Origin of the sequence: Rhodobacter capsulatus, from assembly GCF_052363185.1 — a bacterium.
Taxonomy (GTDB): Bacteria; Pseudomonadota; Alphaproteobacteria; order Rhodobacterales; family Rhodobacteraceae; genus Rhodobacter; species Rhodobacter capsulatus_E.
Genome location: NZ_CP198955.1, coordinates 2,709,311 through 2,722,199 on the forward strand (window position 1 = coordinate 2,709,311; position 12,889 = coordinate 2,722,199).

Here is a 12,889-nt window from a genome sequence, read left to right on the forward strand (position 1 = left end):
CTCCCCAGTGCGGCGCAGGCAGTCGCCCGCCTGCGCCCGTCGGTCACAGCTTACTCGATGCCCAGCGCCTTGCAGCCCTCGGCATATTCGCCGGTGCAGATCTCGGCGGCGGTCTGAATGCCCTTGTCGAAGATCTCGGCCTTGATGTTTTCACGCGTCACCACGGCCGGAACGAAGAGCTCCGAAGGCGTGTCGTAAAGCGTCGTCTTCGGCGCCGGCGTTTCGCCCTTGAGGAAGGTCACGGCGACATTCGCCGCAGCTTCGGCGACGATTTCCGAGGGTTTCGAGATCGTGTTGTATTGATCGCCCGCGATGATCAGCTGCAGCGCCGCGATGGTGGCGTCATTGCCGGTGACCGGCGGGATCGGATCGACGCCCGCGGCCTTCAGCGCGGCAATCGCGCCGCCGCCGGTGCCGTCGTTCGCCGCGACGATGCCCTTGATCTGATCGCCAAAGCGGGTGATCTGCCCGGCGGTCCATTCCTGCGCTTTCGGCGGCGCCCAATCCGGCGTGTCGAATTCGGAAAGCTTGGTGTAGGGCGATTCCTCCAGCGCGCGGTGGATGCCGTCGCGGATCAGACCGGCGGCGGCATCGGTGGGCGAGCCGTTGATCTCCAGCACCCCCGCGCCATCCGGCACACCCGAGGCCTTCATGTGATCGACAAGCGATTTCGCGATCGCATAGCCGATGCCCTCGTTGTCGAAGGAGACGTAGTAATCGGCCGGTTTCGCCGGGATCGGGCGGTCATAGGCGATGACCTTGACACCCTGCGACTGCGCGATCTCGACCAGACCCGCGGCCGCGGCGCTGTCGACCGGATCGAGCACGATCACCTTGGCCCCCTGCGCGATCACCGAATTGAACTGCTGCTGTTGCAGCGCCACATCGGCATTGGCGTTTTGATAGATCACCGTGCACTCGGCGCAAAGCTTGTCCATCGCCGCCTTGAAGCCGGGGAAATCGTGCTGCTCGTAGCGGGTCGAGGCCTGATCGGGCATCAGGAAGGCCACCGTCGCGGCCTCCTGCGCGCTGGCCGCCGCGCCGAAGAAAGCGGCCACAAGAACCGAAGCCCCCGCCAGCGAAATCGTCTTGTTCATCCTGGTCTCCTCCTCTGGATGATCGGCAAAGCGTCGCTCGGCCCCGGCGCCAGCGTCCCGTCCGCCCTGCCCGGCGCGGGCCCGAAAGCCCCCGCACGGCAGCGCCGACACGACCCGGTTGCGCCTCCTCCTCGCCTCCGCCCCGCTTGCTTCATCGGTTGTGCAGGCTTGCTCAACCGATGAAGCAGAATTGCATCCGGTTTCGATTCACGTCAAGATGGAAGATGACAGCAATGGCGAACCCCATGACCGACCCCCTTGGCCCCGGCCGCAAGCGCCCGACGATCTATGACCTGGCCGAACTGGCGGGGACCTCGCCCAGCGCGGTCAGCGCGGTGCTGAACGGGTCCTGGAAAAAGCGCCGGATCAGCGAAAGGCTGGCCGAACGGATCACCGACCTGGCGCGCGATCAGGGCTATGCGGTGAATTTTCAGGCCAGCCTGTTGCGGCGGGAGCGCTCGAACATCGTTGGCATGATCGTGCCGAAATATGACAACCGCTATTTCGGCGCGATGGCGGAGCGGTTCGAGGCGGTGGCCCGCGCGCATGGGATGTTTCCGGTGATGACCTGCACGCAGCGCGACCCCGATCTGGAATTCGAGGCGGCGCGGGCGCTGTTGTCCTATCAGGTGGATTGTCTGGTGGCCAATGGCGCCACCGACCCCGACCGGATCGCCGATCTGTGCCTTGCGGCCGGGGTGCGGGTGTTCAACCTTGATCTGCCGGGGGCGAAGGCGGCCTCGGTCACCTCGGACAACTTTGCCGGGGCGCAGACGCTGACGCATCTGATCCTGGACCGTTGCCGCGACGATCTGGGCTATGGCGGGCCGCTGCTGTTCATCGGTGGCCGGGCCGCCGATCACAACACCGCCGAGCGGATCCGCGGCTTTCGCGCCGCCCATGCCGAACGCGGCCTCGCCCTGCCCGAGGCGGCGATCCTGGCCTGCGGCTATTCCCCCGACAAGGCGGAACGGGCGCTGGATGCGCGGGCGGGGGCGCTGCCGCCGGGGCTGTTCGTGAACTCGACGATCAGCCTTGAGGGGGTGGTGCGCTGGCTCAACCGCGCCGTGCCCGATCATGCCGGGCGGATGCGTTACGGCTGTTTCGACTATGACGCCTTTGCCGCGCAACTGCCCGACAATGTCGGCATGATCGAGCAGGACGTGGACGGGATGATCGCGCGCATTTTCGCGCTGATCGAGAGCGGCAGCGACAGCACGGCCCATATCCGCGTGCCTTGCATCCTGCGCCGCCCCCAGACGGGCTGACCGGACTGCGCGCCGTTGAAACCTGCCGTAACGACAGGAGAACGCGGCAAAATGGACGCCCTCAATGCGTCCAGTTCGCCCTTCGGCTCAATGCGTCCAGTTCGCCCGCCGGTTCGTCGCGAAATTTTCGCCGTAGCCCATCGGACGGACGTTGACCGCACGCTTGTGCCCCTCGGTCACCGTGTAGTCGATGCCATGCGCCTTCGCATAGGCCTCGGCCGCCTCGCGGCTTTCGAACTTCAGCCGCACCTGGGCCTGCGTGTCATCCGTGCCCGTCCAGCCCATCAGCGGGTCGAGGTCGCGCGCATCCGATTGCAGATAATCAAGAACCCACAGCTTCGTTTTCGCCTGACCGGATTGCATGGCATTGCGGGCCGGCTGGTAGATGCGTGCACGCATGAGATCCCCCCCCTCTTCCTGATCAGAGACCTAGGCCGATCCGGCAGGAAATTCAAGCTCTGCATACAATGGTGTGCAGACATCGGACGGAGCCGCTCCGCCGCCATCCGCAGTTTTTCAGGAAGGGATGCTACCGGCCGGGCTTGGGGAGCGAGGGGTGGGGGGTGGTGCCCCGGCCGGTAGCCAATTGCTGCTTGCCTGAACAATATGAGAACATTCACCCCGAAACGCAAGAGAAATCTTCGCCCAAGTCCCTGATCTGCATGATAAAATTTGAAATTCACCTTAACCTTCACTTAACTCTTGCTGCAATCCCTTGAAAGAGAACGAAAAGGGACCGACATTGGGGCGGATCAAGGAGGCCTCATGCCCCATAATACCAACGACCGCCCCACCCCGCGCCCCGACGTGCTGACCCGTCCGAAGCTTGAGGGCGGCAAACGATTCGTGATGAAAAGCGAGTTTTCCCCCGCAGGCGATCAGCCGACGGCGATTGCGGAGATCTCCAAAGCCGTGCTGGCGGGCGAGCGCGATCAGGTGCTTCTGGGCGCCACCGGCACCGGCAAGACCTATACGATGGCCAAGGTGATCGAGGCGACGCAGCGCCCGGCGATCATTTTGGCACCCAACAAAACGCTCGCCGCGCAATTATACGGCGAATTCAAGGGGTTCTTCCCGGACAACGCTGTCGAATACTTCGTTTCCTACTATGATTACTACCAGCCCGAGGCCTATGTCGCCCGCACTGACACTTATATCGAGAAGGAATCGATGATCAACGAACAGATCGACCGGATGCGCCACTCGGCCACCCGGGCGCTTCTGGAACGTGATGACGTGATCATCGTCGCCTCGGTCAGCTGCATCTATGGCATCGGCTCGGTCGAGACCTATTCGGCGATGACCCAGGATCTGACCGTCGGCAGCCTTTACGACCAGCGCAAATTCCTCGCCGATCTGGTGGCGCAGCAATACAAGCGGCTCGATGCCGCCTTTCAGCGCGGGGCGTTCCGGGTCAAGGGCGACACCGTCGATCTCTGGCCCGCCCACCTGGAGGACCGCGCCTGGCGATTCTCGTTTTTTGGCGAGGAATTGGAGGCAATCACCGAGTTTGACCCCCTCACAGGTTCGAAAACGGATAGTTTTACCCAGATCCGCATCTATGCGAACAGCCACTATGTGACCCCCCGGCCAACGCTGCAGCAGGCGACGAAGTCGATCCGGATCGAGCTGGCGCAGCGGCTCAAGCAGCTCAACGACGAGGGCAAGCTGCTGGAGGCGCAACGGCTGGAACAGCGCACGAATTTCGACCTCGAGATGCTGGAGGCGACCGGGGTGTGCAGCGGCATCGAGAATTATTCGCGCTATCTGACCGGCCGCGCCCCGGGCGAGCCGCCGCCGACGCTGTTTGAATTCATCCCCGACACCGCCATCGTCTTTGCCGACGAAAGCCACGTCACCGTGCCGCAGATCGGCGGCATGTATCGCGGCGACTATCGGCGCAAGTTCACGCTCGCCGAACACGGGTTCCGCCTGCCCAGCTGCATGGACAACCGGCCGCTCAAGTTCGAGGAATGGGATGCGATGCGGCCGCAGTCGGTCTTTGTTTCCGCCACCCCCGCGCCCTGGGAGCTGGAACAGACCGGCGGCGTCTTTGCCGAACAGGTGATCCGCCCGACGGGGCTATTGGACCCGGAGGTGGAGATCCGACCGGTCGACAGCCAAGTCGATGATGTCCTTGATGAAATCCGCAAGGTCGCGGCGCGGGGGCTGCGCATTCTGGTGACCACGCTGACCAAGCGGATGGCCGAGGATCTGACCGAATATCTGCACGAACAGGGGGTCCGGGTGCGCTACATGCATTCCGACATCGACACGATCGAGCGCATCGAGATCCTGCGCGATCTGCGTCTGGGCGCCTTTGACGTGCTGATCGGCATCAACCTGCTGCGCGAGGGGCTCGACATTCCCGAATGCGGGCTGGTGGCGATTCTCGATGCCGACAAGGAGGGGTTCCTGCGGTCTGAAACCTCGCTGATCCAGACCATCGGGCGGGCGGCGCGGAACGCCGATGGCCGGGTGATCATGTATGCCGACCGCATCACCGGCTCGATGCAACGCGCGCTGGATGAAACCAACCGGCGGCGCGAAAAGCAGATCGCCTACAACCTGGAACACGGGATCACCCCGCAGACCGTGCGCAAGAATGTCGAGGATGTTCTGGCCGGGCTTTGGCAGGGCGACACCGATATGGCGCGCGTCACCGCCAAGGTTGAAAATGTGCAAGCCGGAGCCAATCTGGCGGCTCATCTGGAGGCTTTGAGGTTGAAAATGCGCAAGGCGGCCGAGAACCTCGAATTCGAGGAAGCGGCCCGTCTGCGCGACGAGGTGCGGCGGTTGGAGGCGGTGGAACTGGCCGTGGCCGATGATCCGCTGGCGCGGCAATCGGCGGTCGAGGAGGCGGTGGAGGCCGCCACCCAGGCCAAGGGCCGCTCCACCGCCGGTCGGCCCGGGCAGCGCGGCGGGGTGAAGCGGCCGAAGAAGCGCTAGCCCCCTGCCCTAGCGGCCGACGCTGACATAGCCCTCGAAGCCCGCCTTTTTCGCGTCCTTGGCGGAATAGATGTTGCGCAGATCGGCCATCCGGGCCGTCGTCATCTTCTTCGCCAGTTTCTTCAGATCAAGGGCGCGGAATTCGTTCCATTCGGTCAGAAGCACGACACAATCGGCCTTTTGCACCGCCTTGTAGGCATCGTCCATCCAGTTCACACCGGGCAGCATGTGCTGAGCTTCCCGCATCCCCTGCGGATCGACGGCGCGCACCTTGGCCCCGGCCCCGATCAGCGCGGGCACGATCGTCAGGGACGGCGCATCACGCATGTCATCCGTGTTGGGCTTGAAGGTAACCCCCAGCACCGCAATGGTTTTTCCATTCACCGAACCGTCGCACAGATCGACGATCTTGTCGATCATCCGCCGCTTCACCTCGTCATTGACCTTGATCACCGTCTCGGTGATCTGCATCGGCACGGCGTGATCCTGCCCCATCCGGGCCAAGGCCTGCGTATCCTTGGGGAAGCACGAGCCACCATAGCCCGGCCCGGCATGCAGGAACTTGTTGCCGATCCGGCCATCGAGCCCCATGCCGCGCGCCACTTCCTTCACATCGGCGCCAACCTTTTCACACAGCCGCGCGATCTCATTGATGAAGGTGATCTTCGTCGCAAGGAAGGCATTGGCCGCGTATTTGATCATCTCGGCGGTTTCGAGATCAGTGTAAAGCACCGGGAATTCGCGCAGGAAGAGCGGGCGGTAGATCTCGCCCATCACCTCCTTGGCGCGGTCCGAGGAGACGCCGACCACCACCCGGTCGGGGCGCATGAAATCGTCGATCGCCGCGCCCTCGCGCAGGAATTCCGGGTTCGAGGCGACGTCGAATTCCGCCTCCGGCCGGGCCTTGCGGATCACCTGTTTCACCGCGCGATTGGTGCCCACCGGCACGGTGGATTTCGTCACCACGACCGCATAGCCGGTCAACGCGGCGGCGATATCCTCGGCCGCGGCCATCACATAGCTCAGATCGGCATGGCCGTCACCGCGCCGCGTCGGCGTGCCCACGGCGATGAAGACCGCATCGGCGCCATCGACCGCCGTCGCCAGATCGCCAGTGAAGGACAGCCGCCCCGCCGCCACGTTCTTCGCCATCAGCGCCTCAAGCCCCGGCTCGTAGATCGGCACCTCGCCGCGGGTCAGCCGCGCGATCTTTTCGGGGTCCTTGTCGACGCAAACCACGTCGTGACCGAAATCGGAAAAGCATACCCCGGAAACCAAACCGACGTAGCCGGTGCCGATCATCGCAATCTTCATCGCCATTCCTTTCTCAGATGCGTCCGAAAGGTCTATCCGTCGCGGCGCGAAGTCAATCCATGGCGGGCCCGGGGGCCATCGAAACTTTCGCAAACGCCCGAAAAAAGGTAACTTTTCACGCGCTGCAGGAACGCTTCGCGGGGCGATGCCGCCTTGCAGCGAAAAAACGCACGCAAAGGGTGCGAAACTGCAACACTTTGAAGGACCCTTGCTGAAAGCGCCAAGAATTCCCCTTTGCATTTAGCGGCTCATATGCTTTTCTCGCCATGATGCTGCCGGGCTTGGCGGCTCTCTACAGCAATGACGGAGATTGACATGAAAAAGATCGCTACCATCGCCCTGGCCCTCGGCCTCTCGGCTTCGACCGCTTTCGCTGGCGGCTACACCGCTCCGGTCGTCGAATCGACCCCGGTCGTCGCCGGCACCTCGTCGTCGAACGCCGGCATCCTGATCCCGGCTCTGCTGCTCGTCGGCGTTGCCGTGGCCGCTTCGTCGAACTGAGTTCGACATTCGAGCACGCTCGATCAGGCCGGAAAGCGCAAGCTTTCCGGCTTTATTCATATGTGGTGATCGTCTCACCGACCGGGCGGCACACAGGGTCGCGACAGCAAAAGGGCACCCCGCGGGGTGCCCTTTGCATGTCAAACCGGACCGGGCTCAGTTGCGCAGCGACTGGATGGTCAGATAGCCCAGCCGCGGCCCGATCCATTGCCGCGAGGCCAGAACCACCCCCGCCCCCGACACGATATAGCTGTTGTCGAAGCTGAAACCGTAGCCCTCGCAATGGACGGCCACCGGCGTGCCCTCGAAATGCATCCCGGCGAAATCATAGCCGGTGGCCGCGGCGGTGCCGGTCTTGCACTCCAGCGGCAGCGGCCGCTCCTTGCCCAGCCCGTCCAGATAGCGCAGCTCGATCTTCACTTGCGTCGCGCGCCGCCCCTGCACCGCGCCGATCAGCGCCCCGACATCCGACGACATCAGATCATTGCCGAAGCCGCGCGTGCCCGCCAGAACGCCGCCGCGGGTGATCACCCCCTGCCCCGACGGCGAAAGCCAGGTCCGCATGCCGCCATTCTCGCCGCGCAGCGCAAAGACCGAGGTGGATTTCGTCGTCTCGAGCGAGACCAGCATCAGCGGCCCCGGATTCGCCGCCAGCGCCTCGCGCGCGATCACCTGCGGATCGGGCGCCGCCGCCTTCGGCCCGCGCTGAACCATGCCCCGCAGGATGTTCCGCAATTCGGCCGTCGCCTCGCGCCCGGTTTCCAGCCGGGTCTGATCCGTGCCGCAAGCGCCAAGCCCCGCGGCCAGCACCAGCGCGGCCAGTGCCGCCCGACGCCGTCCCGTCATCGCCAGAATCTCCCCCATTCATTGTAAAGCGATCCGGTCTGCGCGCCGTGGACGGTGTCGAACAGCCGCCCGTCGATATCCAGACGCGCGCCGCCATCGCGTTGCAACGGACGGATCGTCGTCTTCAGCGTGTTGACCGAGGGCTTGCCGGTGCTCCAGGCAACCGGGATCGTCAGGCGGATGCCCTTGTCGAACGAGCCCTCGCCGTAATCCTCCGAGGACATGTCGGTGATCGTGGCAAAGGCGCCGACCTTCCAGCCGTTCTCGAACTGCCGGTCAAGCTCGATCGTGCCGCCCCAGTCGCGGGCCAGATACCGGCCGACATGCACTTCGCCGACATAGCCCTTGCCGAAATCGTAATAAGCCGAGACATGGCCGGTGGCGGTGTCATAGTCCTGAAAGCCGAAATGCTGGTCGAAATCGCGCTGCCGCACCCAGTTCGCCTCAAGGCCCAGCGCCAGACGGCTGTCGACGGGCTTCCACAGCATTTCGCCCGAAACCCCGCCATACATCCGTTCCAGATAGCCCACCGTCAGCCGCGAGAAGACATTGGGCATCGGCTGGCCGTAATGGCTGACGGTCAGATATTGCAGCGCCAGATCGCCCTCGCGCTGGTAATCCACCAGATCCGAGCGCACATGCTGCACCACAGAATCCGAGACCCGGGTGGAATTGTCGAGGTTGCCGAAGACCTTCTGCCGCACCAGACCCGACATCACCAGCCCCGGCGCCAGTTCGAATTTCGCCGAAAGCTGGGCGCCGAAATCGGCCCGCAGCGGGTTGTCGGGGTCGAAGATCGAGGCCTCGGCATAGGGCGTCAGACCCCAGCGGAAGCGCGGATAAAGATCGGCGGTGCGCACCTGCGCCGGGTCATGCGCATCGGCCGCGGTGATCGTGGTCGTGGGCAGGATATCGAGCGCGCGGGTGTTTTCCAGCCGCTCCAGATCGCGGCGATGGAAGGTGACCGAGGAAATCGCCAGACCGCGTTCGACCGAGGTGATGGTGATCGTCTCGACCGAAGGCGGCAGGGCGCGGGTGGCGGTGCGGGCGGCATGGCCGATCGCCTGCGGCTGCGCGCCATAGGTCATGTTGCGGATGCGCAGCTCGGCCCGGGTCGCGGAAAGCGACATCGATTCCAGGATCTGCCCGTCCTTTTCCAGCGATTGCGCCAGCGCGCCCTGAATGGCGGGCTGCGCGGTCGGGTCCTTGCTCCACTCCCCGGACCAGCCCAGCCGGTCGGCGGAAACGGGCGGGCGCGGCTGCACCGGCAAGGGCGCCTTTTCGATGCCAGAGGCGAAGGGCGGTTCATGCGGGTCGATGGCGCGGGTGATCTGGAAGCCGAACTTGTCGCCATGCATGTAGAAGAACTGCATGTGGGTAAAGGCGCCCAGCTTGTAATCCGCCCCGATATTGACCGAGGTGCGACGCTCCCAATCGCCATTGGGCGGCGTGTCGGCGGTTTCGTTCACATAGGCGTCCGACGAATATTCCGCCTTCAGCGTCAGCCGGTCGTTCATCGCGTAAGACAGGCCGAAGAACGGCGCCACATCGCCCTTGAACCAGGACTTGCCGTTGAATTGCCCGCCCTGCGAGCTGTAATCATAATCCGGCCGCGTCCCCATCGAGGCGATCGCGCCATGCGAGCCAAGCCGCCCCCAGCCCAGACCGCCCGAGACCCGCAGCCGGTCGCCAAAGCTTTTCGTGGCCACGATATATTCCGAGGAATAGACGCCGGTGCCGACGAAATCGTTCAGCCCGATGGCCACGGCGGGGCGATAGCGCCCCTCCTCCAGCATCTGCCAGCGGATGTCGAAGGAGCGGTCGTAAAGCGCGGTATAGGCGCCGGTCGGCTTGTCGTTGTCATCCTTGACCGGCATCAGCCCCGGCACGCGCGAATAGCGGAAAGCCCCGACCAGATGCGGGGCGATCTGAAAGGTCAGCGTCGCGCGCGAGGTGCCGTCGTCCAGAACCGTCAGGCCGATGCCCAGTTCGCCATCGGCAAACATCTCGGCCGAGGGCATGTCAAGCAGGCCGGGCATCCCGAAGGTGTTGCGGCTTTGGCCCAGCATCGGCTCGGCCAAAGCGGGGGCGGCCAGCACCAGCAGGCTGGTCGCCAGAAGCCAACGGCCAAGGCCGGTTTTTCCCTGTTGCGTCACGGGCGCAATGGCAGTCTGCACGAGGACCTCCGAAGTCTTTTGCCCGTTATACCGAATTTCCGTTTCGAGACGAGAGCGAAACGCGGTCTTGGCGGCGGGAATATGGGGGCATGGCAGGAAAGCCGCAGCCGATGGGGCAGTTGGGCCCGGCGACGAGTGGCGCCGCCGGGCCGGTCCCTCACATGCAGGCGTCGAAAAGCGCGCGCGTATTCTGCCGCGTCATCTCGATCGGGTTGCCACCGCAGGACGGATCTTCCAGAGCCATCTCGGTCAGCTGATCGAGGTCTTCGCGCTTCACGCCCATCTTCGTGAGGGTGTCGGGGATATTGAGCTCCTTGTTCAGCGCCACCACCGCGGCGCGGAAGCCGTCAAAGCCGCCCGGAATGCCGATATAGGCGGCGGCCTTTTCGATCCGCTCTTCGATGGCGGCGCGGTTGTAATCGAGCACCATCGGCATCACGCAGGCATTCGTCGTGCCATGGTGAGTGCCATAGACGGCACCGACCGGGTGGCTGAGCGAGTGAATCGCGCCCAGCCCCTTCTGGAAGGCAACGGCGCCCATCGCGGCGGCCGACATCATATGCGCGCGGGCCTCGATGTCCTTCGGATCCTTGTAGACCTTGGGCAGGTTTTCAAAGACAAGGCGCATCCCTTCCAGCGCGATGCCCTGCGACATCGGATGGTAGAAGGGGCTGCAATAGGCCTCAAGACAATGGGCCAGCGCATCCATGCCGGTGCCGGCGGTGATGAAGGCGGGCATGCCCACCGTCAATTCCGGATCGCAAATGGTGACCGCGGGCATCAGCTTCGGATGGAAGATGATCTTCTTCTTGTGAGTGACGGAATTCGTCAGAACGCCCGCGCGGCCCACTTCGGACCCCGTCCCCGCGGTGGTCGGCACGGCGACGATGGGCGCGATTTTCGTGGCATCCGCCCGGGTATACCAGTCGTCCACATCCTCCAGATCCCAGACCGACAGATCCGCGCGCTGATCGGCCATCAGCGCGATCATCTTGCCCAGATCCAGTGCCGAGCCGCCGCCAAAACAGATCACCCCGTCATGGCCGCCCGCCTTGTAGACGGTGATGCCCGCGGCCATGTTGCCCTCGTTCGGGTTCGGATCGACCTCGGAAAAGACCGCCCGGCCCAGCCCGCCTTTTTCCATCACATCAAGGGCTTGCGCGGTGATCGGCAGGCTGGCCAGCGCCTTGTCGGTGACCAGAAGCGGCTTTTGGATGCCCACCGCCTTGCAATGTTCGGCCAGTTCGGCGATCCGGCCGCAGCCGAATTTGATCGGCGTCGGGTAGTTCCAGTTTCTGTTCGGAACGCTCATTTCGTCACCTTCTTCAGATGGTAGGATTTCGGCCGGGTGACCGAATGATAGCCAAGGGCCGAGAGGGCCGCGCCGCGGCCGGTGTCCTTGCAGCCGGTCCAGCACAAAGCCGGGTCGAGATAGTCGCAGCGGTTCATGAAGACGGTGCCGGTCTCGATCCGCGCGCCGATGGCGGCCGCGCGGTCCACATCCTGCGTCCAGAGCGAGCAGGTCAGGCCATAGGGGCTGTCATTCATCGCCGCGATGGCCTCTTCGTCGTTCGCAACGGGCATGATGCCGACGACCGGACCGAAGCTTTCCTCGCGCATCACCCGCATTTCGTGGTTCACATTCACCAGGATCTGCGGGGCCAGATAGGCGCCGCCGTCATCCTCGGGGAAAAGCGCCGGGTCAATGAGCGGCGTCGCGCCTTCCGCGATGGCTTCGGCCACCTGCTCGCGCACGACATGGGCAAAGCGCTTGTTCGCCATCGGGCCCAGCGTGCTGTCCGCGTCAAACGGATTGCCCAGTTTCAAGGCCTTGACCCAGGCCACCGCCTTTTCGACGAAGGCCTCATACAGGCTTTCGTGCACATAGATCCGCTCGATGCCGCAGCAGCACTGACCGGCGTTGAACATCGCGCCGTCCATCAGGCTGTCCACCGCCGCATCCAGATCGGCGTCCTCCATCACATAGCCCGGGTCCTTGCCACCGAGTTCCAGCCCCAGCCCGGTAAAGGTGCCCGCCGCCGCCCGTTCGATCGCAGCCCCACCACCGACAGAGCCGGTGAAGTTGACGAAGTTGAAGGCGCGGTTGCGCAGCAGCTCCTCGGTCACGTCATGGGTCAGATAGACGTTCTGGAATACGTCCTCGGGCACGCCCGCTTCGACAAAGGCCTCGACCAGACGTTCGCCCACCAGCATCGTTTGCGTCGCGTGCTTCAGAACGACGGTATTGCCCGCGATCAGCGCCGGAACCAGCGTGTTGATCGTGGTGAGGTAAGGATAGTTCCACGGCGCAATGATGAAGACGACGCCCACGGGTTCGCGCGCCAGCATGCGGCAGAACCTCTCGCTGTCCTCGACCACGGTCGGCGCAAGGGTCTTTTCGGCGATCTCGGCCATGTAATTGGTGCGGTCATTCACGCCGCCGAATTCGCCGCCAAAGCGCGTCGGGCGGCCCATCTGCCAGGCCAGTTCCTCGACCACGCGGTCTTTCATCTCGTTGAGCTTCGCCACCCCGGCCTTGACCAGCGCGATGCGCTCCGCCAGCGGACGCGCCGCCCAGCCGGGTTGCGCCGCCCGGGCGCGGGCGGCAACCGCCTCGGCCTCGGCCAGCGACAGCGCCGGGCGCTCCGCATAGATCCGCCCATCCACCGGCGAGATACATTGGATCATCTTCGTCATGTCGACCTTCCTTTGGGGCCCCTCCGGCCCCGTGAACCCG

General features: G+C 64.3%; 10 protein-coding genes. 3 read left to right on the forward strand and 7 right to left on the reverse strand.

Annotated features, from left to right (window positions below):
- Positions 1–50: 50 nt before the first annotated feature.
- Positions 51–1,097 carry an ABC transporter substrate-binding protein gene (locus ACTTAG_RS13395; RefSeq protein ID WP_013068082.1) on the reverse strand — a complete coding sequence of 349 codons (1,047 nt, stop codon included), beginning with the start codon at positions 1,095–1,097 and terminating at the stop codon, positions 51–53.
- A gap of 245 nt (positions 1,098–1,342) precedes the next feature.
- Here ACTTAG_RS13395 and ACTTAG_RS13400 point away from each other — a divergent pair, with 245 nt between their 5' ends.
- Positions 1,343–2,365: a substrate-binding domain-containing protein gene (locus ACTTAG_RS13400; RefSeq protein ID WP_444462737.1), complete on the forward strand. Its 1,023-nt coding sequence runs from the start codon at positions 1,343–1,345 to the stop codon at positions 2,363–2,365.
- Positions 2,366–2,452: 87 nt separating this feature from the next.
- On the opposite strand, the gene ACTTAG_RS13405 is transcribed toward ACTTAG_RS13400, so the two are convergent.
- Positions 2,453–2,764, reverse strand: a complete 312-nt coding sequence (locus ACTTAG_RS13405) for an ETC complex I subunit (RefSeq protein ID WP_444462738.1) — start codon at positions 2,762–2,764, stop codon at positions 2,453–2,455.
- Positions 2,765–3,130: 366 nt separating this feature from the next.
- Between ACTTAG_RS13405 and uvrB the strand changes: the two genes are divergently transcribed.
- Positions 3,131–5,314, forward strand: a complete 2,184-nt coding sequence (gene uvrB / locus ACTTAG_RS13410; RefSeq protein WP_444462739.1) for an excinuclease ABC subunit UvrB — start codon at positions 3,131–3,133, stop codon at positions 5,312–5,314.
- A gap of 9 nt (positions 5,315–5,323) precedes the next feature.
- On the opposite strand, the gene ACTTAG_RS13415 is transcribed toward uvrB, so the two are convergent.
- On the reverse strand, positions 5,324–6,628 hold the full coding sequence (locus tag ACTTAG_RS13415) for a UDP-glucose dehydrogenase family protein (protein ID WP_444465252.1): 1,305 nt from the start codon (positions 6,626–6,628) through the stop codon (positions 5,324–5,326).
- 315 nt (positions 6,629–6,943) lie between these two features.
- Here ACTTAG_RS13415 and ACTTAG_RS13420 point away from each other — a divergent pair, with 315 nt between their 5' ends.
- Positions 6,944–7,129, forward strand: a complete 186-nt coding sequence (locus tag ACTTAG_RS13420; RefSeq protein ID WP_013067107.1) for a hypothetical protein — start codon at positions 6,944–6,946, stop codon at positions 7,127–7,129.
- A 156-nt stretch (positions 7,130–7,285) separates the two neighbouring features.
- On the opposite strand, the gene ACTTAG_RS13425 is transcribed toward ACTTAG_RS13420, so the two are convergent.
- The 4 genes from ACTTAG_RS13425 to ACTTAG_RS13440 form a co-directional block, all read right to left on the reverse strand.
- Positions 7,286–7,975 (reverse strand): YjbF family lipoprotein, encoded by a 690-nt coding sequence (locus ACTTAG_RS13425; RefSeq protein WP_444462740.1) that lies wholly within the window; start codon positions 7,973–7,975, stop codon positions 7,286–7,288.
- Positions 7,972–10,152 (reverse strand): YjbH domain-containing protein, encoded by a 2,181-nt coding sequence (locus ACTTAG_RS13430; RefSeq protein WP_444462741.1) that lies wholly within the window; start codon positions 10,150–10,152, stop codon positions 7,972–7,974. Before ACTTAG_RS13430 ends, ACTTAG_RS13425 begins: the two co-directional genes overlap by 4 nt.
- A 157-nt stretch (positions 10,153–10,309) precedes the next feature.
- On the reverse strand, positions 10,310–11,464 hold the full coding sequence (locus ACTTAG_RS13435) for an iron-containing alcohol dehydrogenase (RefSeq protein ID WP_444462742.1): 1,155 nt from the start codon (positions 11,462–11,464) through the stop codon (positions 10,310–10,312).
- Positions 11,461–12,849, reverse strand: a complete 1,389-nt coding sequence (locus ACTTAG_RS13440; RefSeq protein ID WP_444462743.1) for an aldehyde dehydrogenase family protein — start codon at positions 12,847–12,849, stop codon at positions 11,461–11,463. Before ACTTAG_RS13440 ends, ACTTAG_RS13435 begins: the two co-directional genes overlap by 4 nt.
- Positions 12,850–12,889: the final 40 nt, after the last annotated feature.

Excerpts from the sequence above, each read along its gene's own strand:
- ACTTAG_RS13395 (WP_013068082.1), bottom strand. The coding sequence starts at position 1,097 with ATGAACAAGACGATTTCGCTGGCGGGGGCTTCGGTTCTTGTGGCCGCT.
- ACTTAG_RS13400 (WP_444462737.1), top strand. The coding sequence starts at position 1,343 with ATGACCGACCCCCTTGGCCCCGGCCGCAAGCGCCCGACGATCTATGAC.
- ACTTAG_RS13405 (WP_444462738.1), bottom strand. The coding sequence starts at position 2,764 with ATGCGTGCACGCATCTACCAGCCGGCCCGCAATGCCATGCAATCCGGT.
- uvrB (WP_444462739.1), top strand. The coding sequence starts at position 3,131 with ATGCCCCATAATACCAACGACCGCCCCACCCCGCGCCCCGACGTGCTG.
- ACTTAG_RS13415 (WP_444465252.1), bottom strand. The coding sequence starts at position 6,628 with ATGAAGATTGCGATGATCGGCACCGGCTACGTCGGTTTGGTTTCCGGG.
- ACTTAG_RS13420 (WP_013067107.1), top strand. The coding sequence starts at position 6,944 with ATGAAAAAGATCGCTACCATCGCCCTGGCCCTCGGCCTCTCGGCTTCG.
- ACTTAG_RS13425 (WP_444462740.1), bottom strand. The coding sequence starts at position 7,975 with ATGACGGGACGGCGTCGGGCGGCACTGGCCGCGCTGGTGCTGGCCGCG.
- ACTTAG_RS13435 (WP_444462742.1), bottom strand. The coding sequence starts at position 11,464 with ATGAGCGTTCCGAACAGAAACTGGAACTACCCGACGCCGATCAAATTC.
- ACTTAG_RS13440 (WP_444462743.1), bottom strand. The coding sequence starts at position 12,849 with ATGACGAAGATGATCCAATGTATCTCGCCGGTGGATGGGCGGATCTAT.